23 protein-coding genes are annotated in these 25,412 nt (G+C 72.4%); 15 read left to right on the forward strand and 8 right to left on the reverse strand.

The annotated features are described in order from the left end of the window. Nucleotides 1–35 precede the first annotated feature (35 nt). A complete protein-coding gene (locus K1J60_RS28065; protein ID WP_220648618.1) occupies nucleotides 36–923 on the forward strand; it encodes an acyl-CoA thioesterase in 888 nt (295 codons plus the stop codon). Here K1J60_RS28065 and K1J60_RS28070 read toward each other — a convergent pair. Both K1J60_RS28070 and K1J60_RS28075 read right to left on the reverse strand, forming a co-directional pair. Continuing rightward, complete coding sequence (locus tag K1J60_RS28070; protein WP_220648619.1) at nucleotides 910–1,704, reverse strand: phosphatase; 795 nt, start codon at nucleotides 1,702–1,704, stop codon at nucleotides 910–912. The two genes, K1J60_RS28065 and K1J60_RS28070, sit on opposite strands and share 14 nt — an antisense overlap. A 97-nt stretch (nucleotides 1,705–1,801) precedes the next feature. Beyond that, the gene (locus tag K1J60_RS28075; RefSeq protein ID WP_259407948.1) at nucleotides 1,802–3,442 is read right to left on the reverse strand and encodes a PucR family transcriptional regulator; all 1,641 of its coding nucleotides are present in this window, start codon (nucleotides 3,440–3,442) and stop codon (nucleotides 1,802–1,804) included. Nucleotides 3,443–3,610: 168 nt separating this feature from the next. On the opposite strand from K1J60_RS28075, the gene speB reads away from it, so the two are divergent. Together speB and K1J60_RS28085 are read left to right on the forward strand one after the other, a co-directional pair. Next, complete coding sequence (gene speB / locus K1J60_RS28080) at nucleotides 3,611–4,633, forward strand: agmatinase (protein WP_220648621.1); 1,023 nt, start codon at nucleotides 3,611–3,613, stop codon at nucleotides 4,631–4,633. After that, a complete protein-coding gene (locus K1J60_RS28085) occupies nucleotides 4,630–6,315 on the forward strand; it encodes a thiamine pyrophosphate-binding protein (protein WP_220648622.1) in 1,686 nt (561 codons plus the stop codon). The genes speB and K1J60_RS28085 overlap by 4 nt, the downstream gene beginning before the upstream one ends. A gap of 9 nt (nucleotides 6,316–6,324) precedes the next feature. Here the strand turns inward: K1J60_RS28085 and K1J60_RS28090 are convergent, their stop codons facing one another. From K1J60_RS28090 to K1J60_RS28100, 3 genes are all read right to left on the reverse strand, one after another. Next, nucleotides 6,325–6,915 (reverse strand): TetR/AcrR family transcriptional regulator, encoded by a 591-nt coding sequence (locus K1J60_RS28090; RefSeq protein ID WP_259407949.1) that lies wholly within the window; start codon nucleotides 6,913–6,915, stop codon nucleotides 6,325–6,327. Between the two features lie 186 nt (nucleotides 6,916–7,101). Continuing rightward, nucleotides 7,102–8,598 carry an FG-GAP-like repeat-containing protein gene (locus K1J60_RS28095; RefSeq protein WP_220648623.1) on the reverse strand — a complete coding sequence of 499 codons (1,497 nt, stop codon included), beginning with the start codon at nucleotides 8,596–8,598 and terminating at the stop codon, nucleotides 7,102–7,104. Between the two features lie 435 nt (nucleotides 8,599–9,033). Beyond that, on the reverse strand, nucleotides 9,034–9,837 hold the full coding sequence (locus tag K1J60_RS28100) for an endonuclease I family protein (RefSeq protein WP_220648624.1): 804 nt from the start codon (nucleotides 9,835–9,837) through the stop codon (nucleotides 9,034–9,036). Nucleotides 9,838–10,404: 567 nt separating this feature from the next. Between K1J60_RS28100 and K1J60_RS28105 the strand changes: the two genes are divergently transcribed. Beyond that, the gene (locus K1J60_RS28105; RefSeq protein ID WP_259408325.1) at nucleotides 10,405–11,703 is read left to right on the forward strand and encodes a phosphatase PAP2 family protein; all 1,299 of its coding nucleotides are present in this window, start codon (nucleotides 10,405–10,407) and stop codon (nucleotides 11,701–11,703) included. A gap of 81 nt (nucleotides 11,704–11,784) precedes the next feature. On the opposite strand, the gene K1J60_RS28110 is transcribed toward K1J60_RS28105, so the two are convergent. After that, nucleotides 11,785–12,150, reverse strand: a complete 366-nt coding sequence (locus tag K1J60_RS28110; RefSeq protein ID WP_220648625.1) for a DUF4180 domain-containing protein — start codon at nucleotides 12,148–12,150, stop codon at nucleotides 11,785–11,787. A 28-nt stretch (nucleotides 12,151–12,178) separates the two neighbouring features. Further along, a complete protein-coding gene (locus tag K1J60_RS28115) occupies nucleotides 12,179–12,550 on the reverse strand; it encodes a type I-C CRISPR-associated protein Cas8c/Csd1 (protein WP_220648626.1) in 372 nt (123 codons plus the stop codon). Nucleotides 12,551–12,711: 161 nt separating this feature from the next. Here K1J60_RS28115 and K1J60_RS28120 point away from each other — a divergent pair, with 161 nt between their 5' ends. Beyond that, nucleotides 12,712–13,719: a serine hydrolase gene (locus K1J60_RS28120; RefSeq protein WP_398683417.1), complete on the forward strand. Its 1,008-nt coding sequence runs from the start codon at nucleotides 12,712–12,714 to the stop codon at nucleotides 13,717–13,719. Nucleotides 13,720–13,778: 59 nt separating this feature from the next. After that, complete coding sequence (locus K1J60_RS28125; RefSeq protein ID WP_220648628.1) at nucleotides 13,779–14,897, forward strand: esterase-like activity of phytase family protein; 1,119 nt, start codon at nucleotides 13,779–13,781, stop codon at nucleotides 14,895–14,897. 31 nt (nucleotides 14,898–14,928) lie between these two features. Here the strand turns inward: K1J60_RS28125 and K1J60_RS28130 are convergent, their stop codons facing one another. Beyond that, a complete protein-coding gene (locus K1J60_RS28130) occupies nucleotides 14,929–15,888 on the reverse strand; it encodes a LuxR C-terminal-related transcriptional regulator (protein WP_259407950.1) in 960 nt (319 codons plus the stop codon). Nucleotides 15,889–16,085: 197 nt separating this feature from the next. On the opposite strand from K1J60_RS28130, the gene K1J60_RS28135 reads away from it, so the two are divergent. From K1J60_RS28135 to K1J60_RS28175, 9 genes are all read left to right on the forward strand, one after another. Continuing rightward, nucleotides 16,086–16,232, forward strand: a complete 147-nt coding sequence (locus K1J60_RS28135) for a hypothetical protein (protein WP_220648630.1) — start codon at nucleotides 16,086–16,088, stop codon at nucleotides 16,230–16,232. 326 nt (nucleotides 16,233–16,558) lie between these two features. Beyond that, entirely contained in the window at nucleotides 16,559–16,750 is a 192-nt protein-coding gene (locus K1J60_RS28140; RefSeq protein ID WP_220648631.1) for a lysine biosynthesis protein LysW, read from the forward strand. Next, a complete protein-coding gene (locus tag K1J60_RS28145; protein ID WP_220648632.1) occupies nucleotides 16,747–17,634 on the forward strand; it encodes a RimK family alpha-L-glutamate ligase in 888 nt (295 codons plus the stop codon). Before K1J60_RS28140 ends, K1J60_RS28145 begins: the two co-directional genes overlap by 4 nt. A 333-nt stretch (nucleotides 17,635–17,967) precedes the next feature. Further along, nucleotides 17,968–18,639, forward strand: coding sequence for a PLP-dependent aminotransferase family protein (locus K1J60_RS28150; protein WP_259407951.1), 672 nt, complete (start codon nucleotides 17,968–17,970; stop codon nucleotides 18,637–18,639). Beyond that, on the forward strand, nucleotides 18,636–19,955 hold the full coding sequence (locus K1J60_RS28155; RefSeq protein ID WP_220648633.1) for a DegT/DnrJ/EryC1/StrS family aminotransferase: 1,320 nt from the start codon (nucleotides 18,636–18,638) through the stop codon (nucleotides 19,953–19,955). Before K1J60_RS28150 ends, K1J60_RS28155 begins: the two co-directional genes overlap by 4 nt. Continuing rightward, on the forward strand, nucleotides 19,948–21,036 hold the full coding sequence (gene argC / locus K1J60_RS28160) for an N-acetyl-gamma-glutamyl-phosphate reductase (protein ID WP_259407952.1): 1,089 nt from the start codon (nucleotides 19,948–19,950) through the stop codon (nucleotides 21,034–21,036). The genes K1J60_RS28155 and argC overlap by 8 nt, the downstream gene beginning before the upstream one ends. Beyond that, the gene (locus tag K1J60_RS28165) at nucleotides 21,033–23,048 is read left to right on the forward strand and encodes a M20/M25/M40 family metallo-hydrolase (RefSeq protein ID WP_220648634.1); all 2,016 of its coding nucleotides are present in this window, start codon (nucleotides 21,033–21,035) and stop codon (nucleotides 23,046–23,048) included. The genes argC and K1J60_RS28165 overlap by 4 nt, the downstream gene beginning before the upstream one ends. Continuing rightward, nucleotides 23,045–24,310, forward strand: a complete 1,266-nt coding sequence (locus K1J60_RS46090) for a 1-deoxy-D-xylulose-5-phosphate synthase N-terminal domain-containing protein (RefSeq protein ID WP_259407953.1) — start codon at nucleotides 23,045–23,047, stop codon at nucleotides 24,308–24,310. Before K1J60_RS28165 ends, K1J60_RS46090 begins: the two co-directional genes overlap by 4 nt. Continuing rightward, the gene (locus K1J60_RS28175; protein ID WP_259407954.1) at nucleotides 24,307–25,281 is read left to right on the forward strand and encodes a transketolase family protein; all 975 of its coding nucleotides are present in this window, start codon (nucleotides 24,307–24,309) and stop codon (nucleotides 25,279–25,281) included. Before K1J60_RS46090 ends, K1J60_RS28175 begins: the two co-directional genes overlap by 4 nt. Nucleotides 25,282–25,412 lie beyond the last annotated feature (131 nt).

The following is a 25,412-nucleotide window of genomic DNA, read 5'->3' on the forward strand; positions in this document are numbered from 1 at the left end:
GGCACCGGAAACCGCTGCACAGTACAACTGACCTCATGAGTCAGCCCGCGTTCCAGTCTCTCCTCGATCTGCTCGACCTGGAGCAGATCGAGGAGAACATCTTCCGCGGCCAGTCCCGGCCCGCCATCGTCCCCCGGGTCTTCGGCGGGCAGGTCGCGGCCCAGGCGCTCGTCGCCGCCGGGCGGACCGTCCCCGCCGACCGGCTCCCGCACTCCCTCCACGCGTACTTCCTGCGCATCGGCGACGCCGGCGCGCCCATCGTCTACACCGTGGAGCGCATGAACGACGGCCGCTCCTTCACCGCGCGCCGCGTCGTCGCCGTCCAGCACGGCCAGCCGATCTTCGCCCTCTCGGCGTCCTTCCAGCGGTACGAGGACGGCCTCGACCACCAGGCCCCGATGCCCGCCGCGCCCGACCCCGAGACCCTCCCCACCGCCGAGGAACGCCTCCCGGCGTACGACCTCGACCCGGCCGTCGTGGAGAAGATGCTGGAGGCCCGCGCCGCCGTCGACCTGCGCTACGTCGACGACCCGCCCTACGGCCGCTACGGCGAGCCCCGCGAACCCCGCTCCCAGGTCTGGTTCCGCGCCAACGGAAAGCTCGACGACGACCCCCTGCTGCACGTCGTCCTCGCCACCTACGTCTCCGACATGACGCTCCTCGACTCCATCCTGCTCGCGCACGGACGCGGCGGCTGGGCCGTCGGGGACGTCGTCGGGGCCTCCCTCGACCACGCCATGTGGTTCCACCGGCCCTTCCGCGCCGACGAATGGCTCCTGTACGACCAGGAGTCACCGTCGGCGGCGGCCGGCCGGGGTCTCGGCCAGGGCCGGATCTACACCCAGGACGGCCGCCTCGCGATCTCCGTCATCCAGGAGGGCGTGGTGCGCGTCCCGAGGGACCCCGGGACTACTCCCCGCTGAGCCCCGCCTGCTCCAGCAGGTACGCCGACATCGGGTCGTAGTGGCGCGGGCTGACCACGTGGTCGTCCAGGGGAACCACGACCTGGAGGGTGCCCTCGGACTCGCCGAGGAAGAGGGCCGGGTCGTTGGAGTCCGCGTACCCGACGGAGTCGATGCCGAGCTGGCCGGCGCAGCCCGCCCAGCCGTGGTCGGCGACGACCAGGTCGGGCAGCGGCCGGCCGGCGCCCTCCAGGCCCCGCAGGATGGCGCGCATCGGCTCGGGGGAGTGGGTGTGCCACAGCGTGGCGCCGTGTTCGAGGACGGCCACGTCCGCGAACTGCATGACGTACCCCTCCTCCGTCTGCAGGCCGTCCGGGATGACGACGATCTCGCAGCCGGCCGCGCGCAGCGCCCGCGCGGTCTCGTGGTGGACCTGGAGCAGCCCGCCGGGGTGCCCGGTGGCGAACAGGACGCGCTGCCCGCCCTCCGCCGCCTTGCGCAGCCGGGCCGCCATGCGCTCCAGCGCGTCGACCGTCAGGTCCGGGTCGATGGTGTCCTGGCCGTAGCGGTACCCCGGGTCGTCGTTCACGCCGACGCGCTCCGCCATCACGGCCAGCACGTCCTGCTCGTCGCTCCAGCGGTCGCCGAGCTCCAGGCCGAGCCAGTAGTGGCGGTTGCCGTTGGCCAGTTCGCGGTAGTGGGAGAGGTTGTTCTCGCGCGGCGTGGCGACGTCGCCCGCGATACGCGTCCGTACGAGGTGTTCGACGAGCTCGGCGCGGCTGGGGGTCCCGGGTATCGGCATGCGTCCATTGTGAGGCAGACAACTGCGCGAGTCGCGGGCGTCCCGCCCGCTGCGACCTGCGTCACTCCGCGTCGGCCGGTCGAGCGGGCCCGTCGGCTCACTCCTGCCGCAGCGCGAACCACAACTCCATGCGGACGTCCGGGTCGTCGAGATCCGTGTCCAGCAACGCGGCGCAGCGGGCGACGCGTTGGCGGACCGTGTTGCGGTGCACGGACAGGGCGACGGCCGTGCGGTCCCAACTGCCGTGCAGGGAGAGCCAGGTGCGCAGGGTTTCGGTGAGCGCGGCGGCACCGGGGGCGGCGGTGAGCGGGGCCAGCAGGGCCTGGGCGTGGGCGGTCGCGTCCTCCGGCGGCACGAGTTGGGCCAGCGTCGTCGGGAGCCCGTGCCGGACCAGCGCCGCCCGGGTGGCCCGGGCGCGGGCCAGAGCGCGGGCGGCCTGTACGTCGGCGGCGGGCCACGCGTGCGGCTCGGCGGGGGCGCTCACCCCGCACGTCCAGCCGGGCTGCTCGGGGATCTCGCGGTCGGCGGGGACGAGGACGCGTACGACGCCGCCGTGGGCGTCGGCCAGCGCGGAGCCGAGGGCGGCGCCGAGCGCGGCGGCGGCCAGGGCTTCCGGCCGGGGGGCGCCCTCGGCGGGGCGGGCGTGGACCACGTGCCAGTGGGTGCCCGCGCCCAGGAGCGGAGCGACCTCCTGCGGCTCGGCGCCGAGCAGGAGCCGTACCAGCGCCGAGGTGCGGGCCGCGCCGGTGCCGCTGCGGTGTTCCCCGGTGAGGAGGGAGAGGAGGACGGCGGCGACCGAGGCGATGGTGTGGTCGCCGGGGGTGCGGTGGGGGGTGGCGATGCCGAGGGTGAAGCCCTGTCCTGGGGAGGTGAGGGCGTAGGCGGCGAGGTGGGCGCCGTCGGCGGTGTCGGTGGCGGAGGTGGGGGTGGGGCTGGGGCTGGGGCTGGGGGTGCGCGGGGAGGGCTCGGGGGATCGCGGAGGCGTGGCGGGTGCGGGTGGTTCGTGGTTGGTCGCGCGGTTCCTCGTGCCGCTGAGGGGTCTGGGGCGGACCACGGCCGTCAGGGCCGCCAGGCCCTGGTCGGCCGCCTCGCCGTGCGTGCGTCCGTACGACGCCAGTTCCGTGCCCTCCGGGCCGTACAGCACCGCCCGGCCGGAGACGCGCCGGGCGAGCTGGCGGAGGACCGCGTGGACCGGGTCCGGGCGGGACGCGGCGGCTGCCAGGCCCTGCTGGGCCTCGGTGACGCGACGGAGTTCGGCGTGGCGGGCGCGGGCCATCAGCAGCCAGACCGCGCGGGCGACGCCGGAGAAGGTGGTGCTGGGCGGGACCTCGATCAGGGGCAGGCCGTGGGCGTCACAGGCGGCTGCCAGGGCCCCCGGGACGCGGTCGTGGACGGGGGCGACGCCGAAGCCGAGGGCCGCGCCGCCCGCCGCGACGATGCGCGCGACGTAGCCGTCGAAGTAGTCGTCCGAGGAGGCGTCCGAGGAGGTGTCCCAGGAGGCGCCCGGGTCGGCCGCCGCCGGGATGTGCACGCCGGCCGTCAGCAGCAGCTCGCCGCCGAGCAGATACGGGTACGGGTCCGACATCTCCGAGGTGTGCGCCCAGTGGATCGCCGTCCCCGCGTCCACCGGGCCGGCGATCTGCCGCAGGCCCAGGTCGCCATGGGCCAGCAGCGCCGAGAGGGGCACGGGCGGGGTGGGCGGGACGGCGGGGGCGGCGGGGGCGGCCGGGTCCGGCATGGTGTGCGTTCCTTCTATCCAGCACGGCTCGAATGGATGAAACGTACACTTCGCAGTCGTTCGTCGGCCACCTAGTGTCGGTGCCGCCACCGGCCGGTGGCGGAGTCGTACCGAGTGGGACATACGCGGCACACTCGCGGTGAGACGTACGAAAGAAGGCAGAACCTCATGACTGACCCCGAGACGACCCGTGGCCCCGTCGACGCGCCCCGCGGACCGGTCGACTCGCCCCGCGGCCCGGTCGACTCCTCCCGTGTCCCGCGCTACGCCGGACCCGCGACCTACGCCCGGCTGCCGCGCCTGGACGAGGTGGGCCGGGCGGATGTCGCCGTCGTGGGAGTGCCGTTCGACTCGGGTGTCTCCTACCGGCCGGGCGCCCGCTTCGGCGGCAACGCGATCCGCGAGGCGTCCCGGCTGCTGCGCCCCTACAACCCGGCCCAGGACGCCTCCCCGTTCGCCCTCGCCCAGGTCGCGGACGCCGGTGACATCGCGGCCAACCCGTTCAACATCAACGAGGCGGTGGAGACGGTCGAGGCGGCGGCGGACGAGCTGCTCGGGACGGGCGCCCGGCTGATGACCCTCGGCGGCGACCACACCATCGCGCTCCCGCTGCTGCGGTCGGTCGCCAAGAAGCACGGCCCGGTGGCGCTGCTCCACTTCGACGCGCACCTCGACACCTGGGACACGTACTTCGGCGCCGAGTACACGCACGGCACCCCGTTCCGGCGGGCGGTCGAGGAGGGCATCCTGGACACGTCCGCCCTCTCCCACGTGGGCACGCGCGGGCCGCTGTACGGCAAGCAGGACCTCACCGACGACGAGAAGATGGGCTTCGGGATCGTCACGTCGGCGGACGTGATGCGGCGCGGGGTGGACGAGATCGCCGACCAGCTGCGCCAGCGGATCGGGGACCGTCCCCTCTACATCTCCATCGACATCGACTGCCTCGACCCGGCCCACGCGCCGGGCACGGGCACGCCGGAGGCGGGCGGCATGACCTCGCGGGAGCTCCTGGAGATCCTGCGCGGCCTGGCCGCCTGCAACCTGGTCTCCGCCGACGTCGTCGAGGTGGCGCCCGCGTACGATCACGCCGAGATCACCGCGGTGGCCGCCTCGCACACGGCGTACGAACTCACCACGATCATGTCCCGGCAGATCGCCGCAACCCGTGAGGAGAACGAAGGCAAGTGACCCACGACCACGACCTGGTACTCCGCCCGACGGCCGCCCAGACGGAGGCCGCGCTGAACCCTCCCCCCGGCCGCACCGGCGGGGACCTGGTCGTGGAGACGCTGGCCGGGCTCGGCGCGACGACGGTCTTCGGGCTCCCCGGCCAGCACGCGCTCGGCCTGTTCGATGCGCTGCGCCGCTCCGACCTGCGCTACATCGGTCTGCGGGTGGAGAACAACGCGGGGTTCGCGGCGGACGCGTACGGCCGGATCACGGGCGAGGCGGCGCCGCTGCTGCTGTCCACCGGGCCGGGCGCGCTGACGTCACTGGCGGCGCTGCAGGAGGCGGCGGCGGCCTCGGCCCCGGTCCTCGCCATCAGCAGTCAGATCCCGACCGCGGGCCTGGGCGGCGGGCGCCACGGCTACCTCCACGAACTGCCGGACCAGGCGGCCTCGTTCCGGGGTGTGGTGAAGTCCGTCCACACCGTCCGCACCCAGTCCCAGATCCCGTCCGCGATCGAGGCCGCCTGGAAGTCGGCGCTGTCGGCCCCGCACGGCCCGGTGTGGGTGGAGATCCCGCAGGACGTGCTGCTCGCCGAGACGTCGATCCCGGTGGTGACGGGCGGCGACGCCTTCCCCGAGGAACTGCCCCCGCGCCCCGAACTGACCGCGCTGGCCGCCCATCTGCTGTCGACGGCGGCCCGTCCGGCGATCATCGCGGGCGGCGGGGTGGTACGGGCGGACGCCTCCGGCAAGCTGCGGATGCTGGCGGAGCGGCTGTCGGCGCCGGTCGTGACGACGTACGGGGGGAAGGGGGCCTTCCCGTGGACGCACCCGCTGTCGCTCCAGTCCTGGCTGGAGGACCGGCACACGACGGACTTCCTGGAGGACGCGGACGTCCTGCTGGTCGTCGGCTCGGGCCTCGGTGAACTCTCCTCGAACTACCACACGTTCAAGCCCCGGGGCCGGGTCGTCCAGATCGAGGCGGACCTCGGGAAGCTGGAGTCCAACCATCCCGCGCTGGGCATCCACGCGGACGCGCGGCTGGCGCTGACGGCGCTGCTGGAGACGATCGAGGGGCCCCGGGAGGACGCGGCGGCGCCGGAGCGGGTGCGGGACGTGCTCGCGAGGGTGCGTGAGCGGATCGACGGACAACGACTCACCCTCGAACAGGACCTGCTGGCTTCCATCCGGCGGGCTCTGCCGGCCCGGACTCCCTCCTTCTGGGACATGACGATCCTGGCGTACTGGGCCTGGTCCGCGTTCGACCCCAAGCACCCCAACACCATGCACTCCGCGCAGGGCTCCGGCGGCCTCGGCTACGCCTTCCCGGCGGCCCTCGGCGCGGCGGCGGCCGACCCGACCCAGCCGGTGCTGGCCGTCTCCGGCGACGGCGGCGCGCTGTACTCGATCGCGGAGCTGGCCACGGCCCGGCAGTACGACCTCGACGTCACCTGGCTCATCGTCGACGACGGCGGCTACGGCATCCTGCGCGAGTACATGACCGACGCGTTCGGCCAGACGACCGGCACGGAACTGACCCGCCCGGACTTCGTGGCCCTGGCCGAGTCCTTCGGCGTCCCGGCCACCCGGACGACCCCCGAGACCCTCGCGGCCGACCTGACCAAGTCCCTTGCCACGCAGGGCCCTTCGGTGGTCGTGCTGCCGACGGTGCTGCGGATGTTCGCGCCGACGCACTTGTGATGACGCACGTCACCTGACGCGGTCAGGGGCGGAGGCGGGCGGCCAACCCCTCGAAGTAGCCGCGGTGCACGGCGGGCAGGTCCACCTGTTCGGGTCCAGGAGCCAGAGAAGGTGGGCCCCTTCCAGGAAGGCGGCCACCTCGGTGGCCAGCGTCGTCGGGTTCACGTCCGGGCGGGCCGAGCCGTCCGATGTCGCGCGGGTGAAGAGAGCCGTCAGGTGGGTGCCGAGGGCTCGGCCCCGGTCGCGGAACCAGGTGTGCAAGGCCGTGCCGGGCGTCAGGTTCTCGGCCGTCAACGTGGTGTGCAGGGCGGTCAGTTCGCGCTCGGTGGCCGCCGTGTGCTCGGCGTCGCGTACGAACCAGTCGAAGGCCTCCGTGAGGGTGGGCTCGGAGGCCGGGGTGGCCGACAGGCGGGCCAGGGCGCGGCGGTCGGCCTCCTCCAGCACCGCCTGGACCAGGCCGTCCTTGCTGCCGAAGTGGTGGATGAGGGCGGAGGGGGTGACGCCGGCCTGTTCGGCGATCGCGGCTACGCCCGTGCCTCGTACGCCCTGCTGGGAGAAGAGCGTGATCGCCGCGTCCACCATCGCGCGGCGGCGTTCCACGCCCCGCTTCTGCCCTGTCCCTTGACTCCCGGCATGCGATCCCCGCGCCACACGGCCTGACCGGCGCCCGCGGGCGTGGGTGCGGCGCGCGTACCCGGTACCGACGGGCACGCGCGCCGCGAGTGGTGTCGGCACGGAGCGAGGTCTCGGCGCAGAGAGACCGGTCCCAGCGCAGAGCGACCGGGCTCAGCGCAGAGCCGCTCCGAACATCGCGTCCGTGACCGGGCCCGCCACGTCCCCGGGGCCGAAGGCCAGGGCCGACGTGGTGGTCGGGCCGGTGGTGGTGCCGGGGAGGACCCAGACGGCTCCGTTGTCGCTGTTCTCGGCGGGGGCGCCCACGGCGAGGTCGGGGTGACCGTTGCCGTTGAGGTCCAGCAGGGCCGTGGTGGTACCGAACTTGTCGTCCGCCTCGGCGACCCCGGGGATCCCGGCGGTGTTCTGGTGGAAGACCTTGGTGCCGGCACCCGTGACACCGGAGGCGGTGCCCGGGACGAGGGCGACCGAGCCGGTGTTCACGATGGCGTCGACGTCCTCGTACGCGATGCCGAGGGCGATGTCGGCGTAGCCGTCGCCGGTGACGTCGGCGACCGAGACCGCCGAGCCGACCAGGTCGCCCTCCTCCTGCGCGCCGGGGAAGCCGGGCAGGCTCTGGTCGAAGGTCTGGACGTTCCCCTCGGACGTGCCGGTGGGCGAGCCGTAGGCCACGCGGACCTGGTCGGACCAGCCCTCGGCGCCCACGACCACGTCGTCGTAGCCGTCACCGTTCACGTCGCCGATGCCGGTGCCGGCCGGGTCGCGGCTCGTGTCGTCCCCGGGTGCGAAGCCGCGGGTGAAGCCCGAGGCGCCGCCCAGGAGCAGGCGGTTGCCCCAGGTGCCGTCGCCCGTGTAGTGCCACTGGACGATGTCGTCCCGGCCGTCGCCGTTGACGTCGCCGACCTGGCCGGAGACGACCGGGCCGGTGATGGAGGACGGGCCGTTCTCGCAGCCGCCGCCGGTGTCGCACGACGCGTCGTCCTCGTACCAGCCCCACCAAAGGGACTTGTCGAGGAGGGGGAGGACCGCGGCGGGCTTGCCCGCGCGGGAGATCGGGCCCTTCCACAGGGCCGCGGGCGCGCCCTCGGGGTCGTCGCCGCCGACGGACTGCGCGGAGAACAGCGCGAGGTCGGTCTTGCCGTCGCCGTCGAAGTCGCCCGCCTGCGGGGCCGCACCGTACTGGGCGATGCTCGTACCGCCGGTCAGCCCGGACGACGAGCCCCAGACGATCACCGACCCCGCCGTGCCGCCGGCGATCACCAGGTCGCCGTAGCCGTCACGGTCCAGGTCGCCCTTGGTGAACGTCGAGCCGAAGCGCTGGTTGGCGGTGGCGGAGCCGGGCACGCCGCTCGTCGACCGGCTGATCAGCTTCTTCTTCGTGGGGGAGACCCCGCTCTTCGAGCCGTACAGGACGGCCACATAGCCCGCCTTGGCCTTCGAGGACACCGTGGCGTTCGGGGCGCCCACGACCAGGTCGGCGTACCCGTCGCCGTTGAAGTCGTCCGCCACGCCCACCGTCGCGGGGGCCGCCGAGGCCGGGCCGAGCGACAGGGCGGTCAGCCCTCCGGCCAGCAGGACCACCGCGGCCAAGGGGGCGCTCACGCGCGCGGTACGGGTGCTGCGTCGTGCTGCTGCTCGTGCTCGTGACATGCACGTCCCTTTCGGGTCGGGGGGTTTCGGCGGGGCGGAAGCGCCGCGTCCATGTAGTCCGACTCGATTGGGGGTTCGCCGGTTGTACGTCCGAATGTCATGGGTGCGTAACTGCCGGGCCCCTGGACGCGGGGGGCGTCCAAGAGGGCTCCAGGCGGGTGCCGCCGGGTGGGTTCCCGGGTGGGGTACGGCCTCCGTGTCTACGTCACGTCCGACGGGTCCAGGCGGTACACGCTCGCCGACTGGCCGGCGCCGGCGCCACCGGCACTGTCCGACGACGTCCCGCTTCCGCCGTACTCGCTCGCCTTCCGGCGCGCACTGTGGTGTGGCCGGCAGTCGGCTGTGCATTCACGCAGGCGGAAGTAAAGGTGCGGCTGTGGGAACGGCGGACCCCCGACCCGTACGGGTCGGGGGCTCACCGTGCTCGGGGTGGGGCTACCAGATCGCCTCGACCCACTCCGGGTGGTCGATGAACGGGTTCCGGTTGCCCTGGTAGTTGCTGTAGATGAGGTCGTTGCGGCGCTCCTCGAAGGAGTCCGGCGGGTCCTCGTCGTTCCAGGCCTTCAGTACGGACAGGCGGCCGTGGTAGCGGGTGCCGCCGTTGTTGACGGAGTCGTTGGGCTCCAGGTTGGGCCAGCCGTCGTCGCCCTCGTACCGGACGGCCATGTAGAGGATCATGCGGGCCACGTCGCCCTTGACCGCGTCCCGGGGCTCGAAGGAGTTCGAGTCGTAGAGGCTGCCGCCGCTGTTGGTGAAGCTGCTGCCGCCGTTGTCGAAGTCGAGGTTGCCGCGGATGGCGTTGACCGTGACGTCCTCGGGGCGGAGGTGGTGCAGGTCGGTGCCGGGGCCGGCGGAGGTGCCGAAGTCGCCGTGCGACTGGGCCCACACGTGCTCGCGGTTCCAGTTGCCGGAGTTGCCGCCGTTGAGGGACTTGCTGCGGGAGATGCCGCTGTAGAGCAGCTTCACGTTGTTGGTGTTGTTGGGGTCCTGGTCGGTGACCTTCAGCGCGTTCCAGACCGCCGAGTACGAGATGGTCGTGTGACCGTCGATGATCGAGTGCAGCGAGGACTTCAGGGCCGTACCGGTCTTGCCGATCGCGCTCGCGTAGTACGTGTCGTCGTACGCGGTCGTCGTCGCCGAGGCGGGGGTGGCGGTGGCCGCCGGGAGGACGATACCGACGAGCACGGCCGACGTCGCGAGAGCGACCGACTTCCAACTGCGTATCCGCGCAGCAGGCATGAGGGGTGTCCCTTCCCAGAGGGCCGCGCAGGACGAGGAGTTGCTTCGGGGAGCCTCGTTCTACGCGGGTTGACTGTGTGGGTAACCGAGAGATTGGCATGGACGGGTCAGTCCAGGTGTTACGGCCGGAAGGCGATCTGGTGACGATTCGGCCAACGGGGCAACCCTCGTGCCTCAATCCCCCTTCACCTGCCCCTATTTAAGGGGAGACCCCCATTGACGTGCGGATTCAGCCGTGCTGGGCCGGTTGGAGGTCTTGCGTAGTTGTCGGGTGCAGAGCAACCTCGACGGGGGATGAGCCGTCTTCCTTACAGCGATCACGCCTGGCGTGGTCCGGTCCGTCGGTCTGTCCGCTCGCCCGTGGCACCCGCCTGTCCGTCCGTCTGCCCGTCCACCCGCCGTCCGTCCACCCGTTCACCCCCACACCGGAAAGCCATGTTGCCCACCAAGAAGAGACCCGGCCGATCGAACGAGACGACGGCCGGATAATTGATATCCCTGATCTCGCGGGCGCTCCCGCGAATACGAAGCACGTTCGCGTCCGTCAAGTGGCGTCGACCGAGGACGATTCTGTGGGCCGGGGCGAGTGTCGCGGCCGTCGGATTCTTTGTCGCGCTGGAGATCGCCGCGAGGGGATACGGCCTGCCGGGGCCGATCACCAACCAGGCGAGCGAGGTGATACTCGCCCCGAAATCGGGGCCGTTGCTCTATGCCAGCATGGCGTTGACGATGGTGGTGCTCACCTGGCGAGAACGGTTCATCGCGGCCGGTGCCGCCATCGGAATCGATATCGTCTTCTTCCTGGTCCGATGGTTTCTCGACGCCAGAATGATGTTCGGCAACGGTGCGCTGTGGGTGATCCTCGGCTGCGCGGTCATCGCCGTCACCCGTCGCACCGGCCGCGAACGAGTGCTCCTGCTGAAAGGCGTCGGGCTCGGCCTGCTGCTGGTGGCCGGCCGCAAGACGGGTGACGCCTGGCTGCTGATCACGTCCAAGACCCGGCCCACGGTGCTCGACCCGTACCTCGCGACCGCCGACCACGCCCTGGGCAACCCCTCGTGGCTGGTGGGCCGGATGGTCAGGGCCACCGGCCCCGTCGGCACCCATCTGCTCGACTGGGTCTACATCCAGCTCGCGGTGGCGGCGGTCGTCGTGACGCTCTACCAACTGCGGCACGTGGCGGCCGAACGCCGCTTCCCGCGCCACCACCTGGTGCGCACCTTCCTGGTGATCGGCCTGCTCGGGCCGAGCATCTACATGATCTTCCCCGTGGTCGGACCGGTCTTCGCCTACGGCACGGGCGCGTTCGGCACCGGCGGGGAGCACTGGGCACTGGCCAACATCTGGCCCGACACGCCACCGCCGCTCACCGCCCCGCACCCGATGGTGTACGACGAGATCACCCCGCGCAATTGCATGCCCAGCCTCCATACGGCGTGGGCCACCGCGATTTTCATCCACTCCCGCCGTGGGCCGCGCCTTCTGCGGTACGCGGGAACCTTCTGGCTGGTCGCCACGCTCACCGCGACACTGGGATTCGGATATCACTACGGCGTGGATCTCATCGCCGGTGTCGTGTTCACCATCACGATCGAGGCGGCGCTGCGGACGTTCGACCGTGGCTGGGACAGGGCGGGAACCGCGCTGGTCGTCCATGGCGCGACGGTGTTCGTGGGGCTTCTGCTGGCGTATCGCTTTCTGCCGGTGGAAATGGCCCGACACCCGTGGGTGTACGGGCCGCTTCTCCTCCTGGTCATGGCCTCGGTCGTATACGGCTATGTACGGGTCGACAGACGCTGGGCGCCGAAGGCCGCGTCGACGCGCCAGCCGGAGCGGCGGGCTGAACGCCACCCCGAGCTGGTGTGAGCCGGGTGCGGGGGCGGCTCACAGCCCCTGAGCGGGTGGCTCAGCCTCTGAGCGGGTGGCTCGGTCCCTGAGTGGGCGGGCTCAGCCCCTGAGCCGCTCCCGCAGTTCCTCGACATCGGCCAGGAACCACGTCTGACGGTTGCGGTTGCACTCCCGGACGAAGTCGCGCAGGGCCGAACTGTCGGCCGTGTACGGGGAGATGTCACCGACGACGGCGAGACCGACGCGGTACTGCACGAACTTCTGGATGATGTCGCCCGCGACGCGGGTGCTCAGCCGGAAGAACCGCTCGTCGAACCGCTCGACGGGAACGGCGACCCACGCGGCGCCCTGGTACCCGGCATCCCCGATGAGGTCCAGGGCGTCGCTCTCACCCCCGATCACCCCGCCCTCGGCGGCACACATCAGCACGGGCACGTCGTGGATCGTCTGCAGGGTGGCGGTCATGAGGGGAGGCTACTGCCTCGCCCGCCGGTCACTTCATCAATGCGTCGTGCGCGACGGCGTACTTGCCGAACTGGCTGTGGAAGCCCGACGCGAAATCGCCTTGCGCCTTCGTGTCCAGGTAGTCGGGGAACCTGCCGCTGGGCGGGACGAAGTCCGCGATCGCGCGGAACATCTCGCTGGCGGCCTGCCAGTGCCTGGGGCCCCGGGTGCGCGCGGCGAGCAACTGCTCGCCCGCCTTCTTGAGCTGCTCACGCAACTGCGGGCCCGGATGCCGCTTGGCCCGGCTCAGGGAGCTGTCGTTCCCCAGCCGCCGGTCGCGTTTGCCGATGGCCTGGAGCGCGTGCAGCGTCGCGTAGAGCTGACCGCACAGATACGCGGGGGAGGGCTGTGTGTCAGCCAATCCGGCACTCCTTCTCCGTCGGCCCGGCGGGCCTCTGCGTCCTCCCTACCCCGTGCCGTGACGAAGGGAACTCACGTACAACTATCGATCGTCCTTACGAGTCGACTGTGGTGAACCCGTCAGAGGCGGGTTCCAGTCGCTCAAGGAATGGGACAGGTTTGATGACTCACCGGATATCGGGGGTATCCCGGGTGTCGCCGGCGTCCAGACGGGCGCGTGTGGTCGCTGCGGGGATCGGGGCCGGAATGGTCCTCACGTCGGCGGCCGCGGCGTTCGCGCCGGCCGCGGTCGCCGCGCCGCAGGTCAGCTGTACGTCCCAGCAGGCGGGGCTGGCCGAGAAGCTGCAGAAGGACATCACGACGGCGCTGGCGAAGCGGAAGGGGACGGTGGCGGTCGGCCTGCACGACCGGGCGACCGGCACCACCTGCACGCTGCGCGGGGACACCGCCTTCGACTCGGCCAGCGTCGTGAAGGTGACCGTGCTCGCCGCGCTGCTGTACGACGCCAAGAAGACGAACAGGTATCTCACCGACCGTGAGACCAAGCTCGCCACCGCCATGATCACCAAGTCGGACAACGCCTCCACCAGCACCCTGTGGAAGCAGCTCGGCGTCAAGAAGATCAAGGCGTTCCTCACGGCCGCCAAGATGACGCAGACCAAGCCGGGCGCGAACAACTACTGGGGCCTCACCCAGATCACCGTCCGGGACGAGCAGCGGCTGCTCGCGCTGCTCACCGCGAAGAACACCGTCCTGAGCGACAACGCGCGGGCGTACATCCTCAAGCTCATGAACAAGGTCGTCTCCTCGCAGCGCTGGGGCACCCCGGCAGGGGCGCCGTCCACCGTGAAGGTGCACGTCAAGAACGGGTGGCTGTCCCGCGCCACGCACGGCTGGCGGGTGCACAGCGTCGGCACGTTCAAGGGCGGCGGACGGGACTACACGATCACCGTCCTCACCCACGGCAACCCCGACATGCAGTACGGGGTGAACACCATCCAGGGTGTCGCCAAGGCCATCCACAAGGATCTCGTGCCCGCTCCGAAGAGCTCCTCGGGCGCGGCGGGCGTGCAGCGGTACGTGCCCACCGACCGGCCGCAGGAGGCCACCGTGCCGGTACCGGAGACCGGTGCCGCCGACGGCACGGGGGCCGGGGTTGGCACCGGCTGATATCGGACGTTCACGGCGAGGCCGTCCGCGGCTCACCGGCGTCGTCCTACCGTGACGCCATGCCTCTCAGAAGCCTCGTCGCGACCCTCTCCGCAGGCCTGGCGGCGGCCGCCACCACTCTCGCCGCCGCCGGGCCCGTCCAGGCCGACCCGCCGCGCGACCACGCCTGTTCGTCGTCCGTGTCGATCGAGGGCTACTCCGACGCCCTCGACAAGACGACCTACGCGGACACCTTCGTCGGGAACCTCTCCGGCCTCGCCGTCGACCGTGACGGCTCACTCCTCGCCGTCTCCGACCGGTCCGCACTCTTCACCCTGGACCGCCGCACACGGGCGCCCGAGGGCGTCCTCCCACTCGCCACGGAGACGGGTGCCGCGCTCGACTCCGAGGCGCTCGCCGTCGACCGGGACGGCACCCGGCTCATCACCTCCGAGACCGAGCCGACCGTACGGCGTCACGACCGGCGGGGGCGGATCCTGGGCAGCCTGCCCGTGCCGGACGCGCTGAAGGTCGCCCCGGCCGGCCGGGCGGTCGCCAACCAGACCTTCGAAGGGCTCACCCTGCTGCCCGGCGGACGCACCCTGCTCGCCTCGATGGAGGGCACGCTCGCCGGGGACACCGCCGGGGTGGTGCGCTTCCAGACCTGGCAACGGCACGGCGGCGCGGGGGACTTCAGGCTCTCCGCCCAGTACGGCTACCGCGCGGACACCGGCCTCGGCGTCGTCGAGGTGGCCGGTCTCCCGGGTGGGCGGCTGCTCGTCCTGGAGCGCGGATTCACCGCCGGGGTCGGCAACACGGTCCGCCTCTACGCCGCCGACACGCGTCGCGCGACCGACACCGGCGGCGTCGCCGTCCTCACCGGCCAGGACGGCGACCGCGCAGGCAACCGCGCCGACGCCGGTGACGGCACCGGTCATGGCATCGGTGACGGCACCGGTCATGGCGACGGCGTCCGGCTCGTCCGCAAGACGCTCCTCGCCGACCTCGTGAACTGCCCCTCCCTGGGCGCCACGGCCAAGCAGCCCCAGCCCAACCCGCTGCTCGACAACATCGAGGGCATGACCGTCACCGGGGCCGGGCGGCCCGGGGGGCGGCTGGAGGTGCTGCTGGTCAGCGACGACAACCAGAACGCCGTCCAGACGACCCGCTTCTACTCCCTCCGCGTCCGGGTCGACTGAGTCAGGCCCGGACGCGGGTGGGCCCGCGCGGTCAACTCTGCCTCTCGCAGCCGCAGTCGGCCGCCGCCACGTCCTCCAGCAAGCCGCTCTTGGCCGTGAGGTAGGCGAGCTGGGCACGGCTGTTGCTGCCGAGCAGGTCGCCCACCTTCTTGAGGTGGCTGGCGACGGTACGGGGGCTGATGCCCAGCCGGCTGGCGATGGCGGCGTCCGTGTAGCCGTCGACCATGAGGCGCAGCACATGCAGCCGCGTCTCGTCGGTCAGGAGAGCGGGGCGTTGCTGGTCGTGCTCGTAGACGACCGGCCGCGCCCGCTCCCAGGCGTACTCGAAGGCGGAGACCAGGAAGTGCACGACGCCCGGGTCGGTGACCTTGAGGGCGTGGGTGCCGTGGTCCTTGCCCATGTCGGGGATGAACGCGACGGACCGGTCGCAGATGATCATCCGGTCGAACACCTCGTCCACCGTGCGTACTTCGACGCCCAGGTCGGTGACCTGCTTGATGTAGTCGAGGGTCGGGCCGTGCGCGCGGACGGTGTGCTGGTAGAGCGTGCGCTGCTTGACGCCCTTGCGGTGCGCCTCCAGCGTCCGCGGCAGGGCCTTGACCAGGACCTCCTCGGGACGCCTGCCGCCCGGGTGCGCGGTCAGCAGTTCGATCCTCGTGCCGCGGATCGCCTCGTCCAGCGCGGCGGTGATCGCCGGCGCGGGCGTGAGCCGCTGGGACGACTCGCTCTCCTGGCGGCGGGCGGTGCGGTAGACGCTCTCCGCCTGCGACATCGACGCCCGTACGGCGGCCAGGGCCTGCTGCTGTTCCAGGATCAGCCGCTCCATCGGGTGCGCCAGCGCCGCCGTCGCCACCGAGGGCGGAATCGGCACCATCGCCTCCGGGTCGTCCACCGCCGGGGCCACGAGCCCGAACGCGCTCACACAGCCCGGCGCGTCCGCGCGCGGGGCCCTTCCCGCCAGCAGCGCGGTGCGATAGAACTCGATGCCCACCCCACATACCTCCGCAGAGGAGTCGTCGCCCCCGGGTATGTCCGACTCACCGCACATGCCATCCCCCTTCAGAATCCTGCAGTGCACGATCATGACCCCTTCAATCGCTTCCGGCAACCGGCCGCCCAGGGCATGCTCTTCGTGTGGACACCGGCGAAGAGCCGCGAGTCCGATAATTCTTCTGGGGGGTACTGGAAATGAAGTACATGCGCAGAACGGCCGGGGCGCTCGCGTTTGTCGCCGCCGCGGTGCTGACCCTTTCCGTCACCGTCGAGACGGCCGAACGCACCACGGTCGCAAGCGCCCAGGCGTCCAACGCGCCGGCCGACCCCGGCTGGCCCTGAGCCGAGCGCACCGGTCCGCTCAACGCGCGTAAAGCGCACGCAAACCGCGCCTAAGGCGCGCGTGGCGATCGCACAGCGCTCATCGGTTGCTCACACAGCGTCCGCGCGGTGTCGCCGCCCTGGTCCGCCACTGACGGGGCGCCAAGTGACCTGCTGACGGTGTGAGTTAGCAAAGAAAACGGTTGACGGCAGAGCCGTCCGGCCGGGTCGAGGTCCCATTAGAGGTCCATTCGATGTCCGGTGAATTCCGGCTGCCGGTTCACGGGTCCGGTTCATGGGTTCCGGCAGTCGGTTTCACATTGAACGAACGAGGGAGTCCCAAGGAAATGACCACCGCCATTGCCGCACCGAAGTGCTTGGTGTGCGACACCGAATTCGAGGTCCAGGAGGACTGGGAAAAGGGGGAGATCACCGAGTGCACGGCCTGCGGCCAGGAGCACGAGGTGGTCGAGAAGTCCGCCGCCGCCGGCGTACGGCTCGACCTCGCCCCCGAGGTGGAAGAGGACTGGGGCGAGTGACGACCGCCGATCAGGTCCTGCTCTCGGTGACGATGCTGCGGCCCGAGGAGAAGCTGCTCCTCGGGGCGCTGCGGGCCGAGGGGCTGACGGCTCGGCCGTTGCTGATGGAGGATCTGGCGGAGGTCGTGGCGGGCCGCACCGGCGGTGGCCCGCCCGCTCTCGCCGTGATCCGCAACCTGTCCCACCGGGACGCGATCAGTGTCTCCCGGCGGCTGGAGTACGCCGGGGTGACCACCCTCAACCGGTCCTCCGTCATCGAGGCCTGCAACGACAAGGGGCTGCAGTCGCTGCTGTTCGCCCGCCACGGCATTCCGCACCCGGTCACCCGGCACGCCTTCAGCTACGACCAAGTGCGTTCCGCCGTGGACGAGTTGGGGATGCCGGCCGTCGTCAAACCGGTGAGCGGCTCGTGGGGGCGGGGCGTCACCAAAATGGCCAACGCCGAGTGTGTCGAGGCGTGGGCCGGAGGACGGGAGTCCGCGGACGCGGGCGGGAAGCTGTTCCCCGTGGTCGTCCAGGAGTACGTCGACAAGCCCGGGCACGATCTGCGGGTCGTGGTGGTGGGGCGGACGCCCGTGGTGGCGATCCAGCGGGTGTCGGAGGACTGGCGGACCAACACGCATCTGGGGGCGCGGGTTCAGCGGGTCGAGGTGACCGCCGAGATCGACAAGCTGTGTCAGCAGGTGGTCGATGTGCTGGGGCCCGGGTTCTACGGGGTGGACCTGGTGGAGGACCGGGTGGCCGGGGAGCTGCTCGTGCTCGAGGTCAACGCCAATCCGGAGTTCGCCAAGTCGTCGGCGGAGCACGGGGTGGATGTGGCGGGGTTGTACGCGGCGTATGTGGCCGAGCAGGTGGCGTCGCCGGCGGCCGTCGCCGCCGTCTAGGGCACCGGTCCGTTTCCCGCCCCCGCGGTCGGTGGTCGGCCGCGGGTGCGTGGGGGCTGGTCGCGCAAGTCCTCGCGCCCTGAAAGCCCAGGCCCCGCGGGCCTGAAAGGCGACGGCCACGCGGGCCTGAAGGCGACGGCCACGCGGGCCTGAAAAGCACGGGGCGCAGCCCCTGCTTTTCAGGGGCGCGGGGAACTGCGCGAGAAGCCCCACGGACCCGCACCCGCCGACGACCCGCACCCACCGAGCTCCCAGGCGCCCCCACACCCCACCCCCTCACCCCTCACTCCCACCCCCACTTCACGCAAGCGGATCAGAGAGGCCCAACACCTTATGGAACTGTTCGACACCGCCACCGTGCTCACCCGGGTTCTGACCTCGGGCGTGGTGATGAGTATCGAGAAGAGCGACCGGGAGTTGCCCGGTCTGGAACGGCTGTTGACGAAGAAGACGCGGCGGAGCAAAGCCGTGCTGCTCAACAGCCGGACGGGGGCGATCCACGCCGCGTTGGCCGGTCAGGGGATCGGCCACGGGGACAGCGTCGCCCTGGCGGAGCCGGACGCGGAGACCGCCGCGTTCCTGGCCTGGCTGGGCGTGCGCGTGACGTCGTACGACGAGCCCGCCGCGTACGACTACCTGGCGCTGGACCCGGCCAACGCCGACCGGCTCGGCGAGCTGGCCGCGGGGGCCACCGCGCCGGCGCTGGTCGTCGACCTGACCGGTCTCGGCTTCGGTCCGGCCGCCGCCGTGCTCACCGACGACCCGAAGCTCTGGGCCCGCGCCGAGCGGCTGAAGATCTTCGGCGCCTACGACCTGCGCACGATGTGGACGCAGGAGGAGGCGGACGCCGACCTCGTCCCCGGCGTGCAGTTCAACTACCGGCTCAGTCCGCTGGTCGCCGCCTGTGTGCGGATGGCCCTGACCCAGGCGGCACAACCCCAGACGGCACAGCCCCAGACGGCACAGCCCCGCCTCGCCGCGACTTCCGGAGCGAACCAGTCATGATCACCGACTTCCCCAACTCGCCGCTGCCGCTGCCGAATCCGGCGGACCTCGACGACGAACTCGCCGCCCTGGGCGGCGCCGAGATCATCCCCAAGGCGCTCCGCCGCACGCTCTTCCCCGTCATCACCAAGGAAGACGTGTTCAACCTGATGCTCGCCCAGCGGCAGGCGCCCGAGAAGGTCGTCGCCGACTTCGCCGAGGCCTACCGGGCCTATGTGGGCGCCGGGTTCGCGCTGCCCACGGCCAGTGGTACCTCCAGCCTGCACATGGCGCTCGTCGGCGCCGGGGTGCGGCCCGGCGACGAGGTCATCGTGCCGGCGTTCACCTTCATCGCCACCGCGCAGGCCGTCGTCGCGGCCCACGCCGTGCCCGTGTTCGTCGACATCGACCCGGTCACCTACTGCATGGACCCGGCCGCCGCGGCCGCCGCGATCACCGAGCGGACCCGGGCGCTCATGCCCGTACACGTCCACGGGCTGCCCGCCGACGTCCCCGCGCTGCGCGCGCTCGCCGACCGGCACGGCATCGCCCTCGTCGAGGACGCCTCCCACGCCCACTCCGCGAAGATCGGCGACCGGGTCGCCGGCTCCCTCGGGGACGCGGCCGGGCAGAGCCTGATGGCCGACAAGAACTTCCCGTTGGGCGGGGAGGGGGGTATCGCCTTCTTCGCCGAGGAGGAGTCGTACCGGCGGGCCGTCTCCTATCTCGCCCGCCACGGCATCGACTACGGGATGTCCTGGGTCGCCGCCGCCTTCGGCAGCAGCCAGCTCAAGCGGCTGCCGTACTACGACGAGATCCGCGCCCGCAACGCGGCGCTGCTCGGGGACGCCCTGCGCGAGACGGGACTGTTCACGCCGCCGCACGTGCCGGACGGGCACGTCCACGCCTACAACATGTACCGGCTCACCCTGCACCCCGGGGCCGTCGGCCTCGACGACCTGCCGGTGCACGCCGTCAAGGAGGCCGTCCACGAGCTGCTGGTCGCGGAGGGCGTGCCGGCGCGCGAGTGGCAGAACACGCCGATCCCCTGCCACCTGCCCTTCCGGCACCGGGACGGGTTCGGGAACGGCTACCCCTTCAGCCTCAACCCCGGCGCCGTGCGCGACCACCGGCCGGAGGACTTCCCCGTCACCCTCGGCATGCTCGACTCGACCCTCGTCCTCTGCCGCGAGCTGCGCTCCCCGGTCGAGTACGAGCGGATCCTGCGCTACGCCGACGCCTTCCGCAAGGTCGCCCGCCGCCCCGACGCCATCCGCAAGCTGGTCCAGGAGCGCGACTACGTGCGGCCGTACGAGAAGGCGGCCCGCCTTGGCTGACATCGGGAACACCGACCACGGGAACACGAACCAGAAGATCCGCGTCGCCGTCGTCGGCGCCAGCGGATACACCGGGGGCGAGGTCATCCGGCTGCTCCTCGAACACCCCCACGTCGAACTCGCCTTCCTGTCCGCCGAGCGGGCCGCCGGTGCCGTCATCGGCAGCGTGCACCCCTGGCTGCGCAACCATCCCAAGGCGGGCGCGCTGAGGTTCCGGCCGCTGGCCGAGCTGGCGCGGACCGACCCCGTCGACGTGGCCTTCTGCTGCCTGCCCACCGGAGCGCTGCCCGAGCGGCTGCCGCTGATCGCGGCGCACGCCAAGCGGGTGCTGAACCTGGGCGGCGACTTCCGACTGCGGGCCGAGGACGAGGTGCGGGCGCACTACCCGAAGACAGCCGAGCACCCGCCGCTGGAGGACTTCGCCTACTACGTACCGGAGTTGAGCGGCGACGTGCCGGAGGGGCGGTTCGTGAACCTGCCCGGCTGCATGGCCGTCACCACGATCTACGCCCTGTACCCGCTCTTCGCCGGCGCCGAGCCGCTGGCCACCGACCGGGTCGTCGTCGACGCGAAGACCGGCTCGACCGGCGGCGGCCGGGGCAGTAACGAGCCGCCCGCCGAGCGCAGCGGGAACTTCCGGGTGCACAAGCTGTACGGGCACCGGCACGCGCCCGAGGTCCGGCAGGCCATCGCCGACTTCACCGGTGCGGCCGTGGACCTCCGTTTCTCCACGCACAGCCTGGACGTGGCCCGGGGCATCCTCGTCACCGCCTACGCCGAACTCCGGGACGGCGTCACCTCGTTGGACGTCAAGCGGGCCTACGCCAAGGCGTACGTCGGCAAGCCGTTCGTCCGGGTCCGCCCGGCGCCGAAGGCCCCGCAGGACTTCCCGATGCTGAAGGCGGTCGTCGGCTCGAACGTCGCCGAGGTCGCCATCGCCGTCCAGGGCGGGCAAGTCGTCGCCGTCGCCGCCCTGGACAACCTGATCAAGGGCGCGGCGGGCCAGGCCGTCCAGGCGATGAACCTGATGCACGGCTTCGACGAGACCTCCGGCCTGCCGACCACGGCGGTGTCCCCATGACGACCCAGCTGGAACGACCGGTGACGACAACAGGAACCACTCCGGCCCCGGCCGCCGCCCCCGACACGCGGTCCGCGACCTTCTCCGTCCCCGCCCGCCCCGTCCTCCGGCCCACCGGGCCCCTCTACGTCGTCAAGGCAGGCAGCGCCACTCTCGATCGCGGCACCATCCACAAGGAGCTCGCCGATCTGGTGGCCCGGGGTGCCCGGGTGCTGCTCGTGGCCGGTGGGGCCACCGGGATCGAACGGCACTACGCGGCGATCGACCGGCCGATGCCGCACCTGCGGCTGGCCAACGGGGACGTGGTGCGGTACTGCCCGCCGGAGGAGATGACGCACCTCGTCGACGCCTACGAGCGGGTGACGCTGCCGGCCGTGGAGCGGGAGCTGCGCGCGCTCGGGCTCAGCGTGTTCACCTCCGTCGCCGCGCGCGGCGGGCTCGTGAGCGGCAGGGCCAACCGGCCGCTCAAGGCGGTGTCCGGCGCGGGCCGGACCCTGGTCGTGCGCGACCACCGGGCCGGTGTGCCGACGGCCGTCGACGTCGACGGCCTGACCGCGCTGCTGGAGGCGTACGACGTCGTCTGTCTGTCGCCGCCGGTCGCCGACCCGGCGGGCGGCGCCCCGCTGAACGTGGACGCCGACGTGCTCGCCGCCGTCCTGACCGGCGCGCTCGGCGCGGACCACCTGCGGCTGGTCACCGGCACCGCCGGACTGCTGACCGACCCTGCCGTCCCCGACTCCACGCTCTACGACGCCTATCCGGGCGAGGGCGCGAAGTACGCGGGCGGCAGGATGCGGCAGAAGGTGCGGGCCGCCGAGATCGCCATGACGGACAGCGGCGCCGACGTCGCCATCACCGGTCCGCACACGATGGGCGTACCGTCCGGCTGGACCCGGTTCTGGCGTACGAAGGAACCGGCGGCCGACCTCGGGCTGCTCACCCGCGTCGCCTGTGTGCCGTCGGTGTCGCGGGACGAGGCCGAACTCTCCGCCTACCTGGCCGAGTGGTGCCGGGAGCGCGGCATCGACGCCCGGGTCGACGAGGTCGGCAACCTCGTCGCCACCCGGGGCGACGGCCCCCGGCGGCTGCTGCTCCTCGGCCACCTCGACACGGTCCCCCACCACTGGCCGGCCGAGTGGCGCGACGGCGAACTGTGGGCGCGGGGCAGTGTCGACGCCAAGGGCAGCCTGGCGAACTTCCTGGAGGTGCTCGCCCACGCGGACATCCCCGAGGACGCCCAGCTGCGCGTGGTCGGCGCGGTGGAGGAGGAGATCTCCTCCTCCAAGGGCGCCTTCCACGTCCGCGACCGGTACCCGGCCGACGCCGTCGTCATCGGCGAGCCCAGCGGCTCGGGGACCCTGACCCTCGGCTACTTCGGGCTGTTCAAGCTCCGGATCACGGCATCCGTGGCCAGCGGCCACTCCGCCGGGATGGACGCCGTGTCCGCGCCGGACCACCTGATCGACGTCCTCGCCCGGATCCGGGCGTCGGTGCTCGCCGAGGCGCCGGACGCGCTCAGCGCGGTCATCGACGTCCGCGTGGAGAGCGGGCGCGAGCGCTCCACCGCCATCGGGATCCTCAACTTCCGGGTGCCGCCCAAGGCCGATGTGCAGGCGCTCACGGCCGCCGCGCTGAGGCATGCCGCCGACGACGTCCGCGTCGAGGTGCTGCGGGCCACCCCCGGGCACGCCGGAGGCCGCTCCAGCGCGCTGGTGAAGGTCTTCACCCGGGCCTTCGCACAGGCCGGGATCAGGCCCCGCTTCGTGGTGAAGAAGGGCACGTCCGACATGAACACGCTGGCCACCACCTGGCACGACGTCCCGATGGTGGCGTACGGCCCCGGGGACTCCTCCCTGGACCACACCGACGAGGAACGCATCGACCCCATGGAGTACCGCACCGCCCGCACCCTGCTCGCCGACGCGGTCCACCGGTGGTTCGCCCTGTCCGACGTGCCCGCCCCGCCTGCCCTGCCCGATCTGCCCGACCTGCGCGAGGGGAGCCGGCGATGAGCACGGCGGTACTCGACGGACTCCGGGCCGGGGACGGCGACCCGGCCGATCCGGTGACCCAGGCCGAGCCGGGCGCCGAAGTGGGCCCTGCCGCGCCGGTCGCCCCGGCGGCCCCTGCCGCCCCGGCGGTCCCTCCCGCCCCGGCGGTCCCGGCGGTCTCTGCCGCCCCGGTGGACGCGGTGGTTTCTGCCGCGCCGGCGGTCCCGACGGTCCCGGCGGACCTGGCGGTCCCGGCGGACCTGACGGTCCCGACGGTCCCGGCGGCCCTGGCGGTCCCTGCCGCCCCGGCGGACGCGGTGGTTTCTGCCGCGCCGACGGTCCCGACGGTCCCGACGGTCCCGACGGTCCCGACGGTCCCGACGGTCCCGACGGTCCCGACGGTCCCGACGGTCCCGACGGTCCCGACGGTCCCGACGGTCCCGGCGGCTCCGGCGGCCCCGGCCGGCCCGGTGGCTCCGGCCGGCCTGGTGGCCCCGGCCGACCTGGTGGCCATCCTCGCCGAACGAGCCGTCCTGGCCCGCCGGTTGGTGGTCGACATGGCGGCGAGCCCGCGCGGCTGCCACCTCGGCGGCAGCCTCTCCGTCCTCGACATCCTGATCGCCGCCCTGCACCGGGCCTCCGCCGGCGACGGCACCGAGGTCGTCCTCAGCAAGGGCCACGCGGCCGCCGGGCTCTACGCGGCCCTGCACGTCAGCGGGGCCCTGCCCGAGAACCCCGCCCCGCTGTACGGCCTCGCCGGCCACCCCTACACCGGCCACCCCGGCCCCAAGGTGCCCGGCGTCCGCTTCCCCACCGGAAGCCTCGGCCACGGCGTCCCGTACGCCGCCGGCTGGGCGCTCTCGCAGCGGCTGCGGGGGCTCCACGGGCTCGGCATCGCGGTCGCCGGGGACGGCGAGCTGCAGGAGGGCCTGGTCTGGGAGACCTGCCAGGTCGCCGCCGCACAGGAGCTCGGCAACTTCGTCCTCGTCGTCGACCGCAACGGCGGCCAGAACGACGGCATGGTCGCCGACATCTCCCCGCTGCCCCGGCTCGCCGAGCGTTTCGCCGCGTTCGGGTTCGACGTCACCGAGGTGGACGGCCACGACCTGGGCGTCCTCACCGCCCTGCTGGCCGAGGACCGCACGACCGCCCGGCGCCCCCTCGCCGTCGTCGCCGACACCGTCAAGGGCAAGGGCGTGCGAGCCGTCGAGGGCAAGGCCGCCTGCCACTACGTGACCATCGACCAGGCGCGCGCCGCCAAGTGGAAGCGAGCGATCCGATGAGCCCGACGGCAACCACCGCGCCCGAGCGGCCGATGCCCGACACCGACGAGCGGCCGGTGACCCTCTCCGGCCGCGACGCCTACCGGGACGAGCTGACCCGGCTCGCCGCCTTCGACGACACGATCGTCTGCCTGGAGGCGGATCTGGGCGGCAAGGGACACCCCTTCCAGGCCGCCCACCCGGAGCGTTTCTTCAACCTCGGGATCGCCGAGGGCGCGATGGTCGACATGGCGGCGGGGCTCGCGGCCGGCGGCCACAAGCCGTTCGTCAGCACCTTCGCCCCGTTCGCCGCCCTGCGCGCCGCCGAGAGCCTGAAGCTGACGCTCGGCTATCTGGCCGCCGGTGTCACGGTCGTCGCGCCCTACGCCGGCGTCTCCGGCGCCTGGTTCGGGACCACCCACCACTGCCTGGAGGACCTGGCGATCCTGCGCAGCGTGCCGGGCGTGACCATCGCGGCGCCCTACGGCGACGCCGAGATGCGCGCGGTGGTCCGGGAGGCGGTCCGCTCCGGACGCCCGCACTACATCCGCACGGGACGCAACGCGACGTACGAGTCCCTGCCGATGCACGGTGCCGAACTCCCGCTCGTGAACTGGGAGTTCAGCGCCGCCGACCCCGGCGCCGTCTGCCTCGTCTCCGTCGGCGAGGAGGGCACCCGCCTCGCCCTCGCCGCCCGGCGGACCGTGCCCGGCACCTCCCACGCGCACCTCGTCTACCTGGACCACGAGAACCTGACGCCCGCCGCCGCCGAACTCGCCCGCCACCACTCCCGGTTCGTGGTCGTCGAGGAGCACCGGGGCCAGGGCGGCATCGCGGAGGCACTCGCGCTGCTGCTCCCGGAGTGCCTGGTCACCTCCGTGAGCGCCGGCCGCGGCTGGCCCTCCCAGGGCGGCGACCACGAGGAGGTCATGGCCGCGCTGGGCCTGGACCTGCCCGCCGTCCTGGACGCGCTGGACCGCGCCGCCGACTGACCACGCCGAGCCGAAGCGATCGCCCCCACGGACCGATCGCTCCCACGGACCGGTCGCCCCCACGGACCGGTCGCCCCCACGGACCGATCGCCCCACGGCAGCCGTCGCCCCCGAACTGATCACCCCACAAG

This window comes from Streptomyces akebiae (assembly GCF_019599145.1).
GTDB lineage: Bacteria > Actinomycetota > Actinomycetes > Streptomycetales > Streptomycetaceae > Streptomyces > Streptomyces akebiae.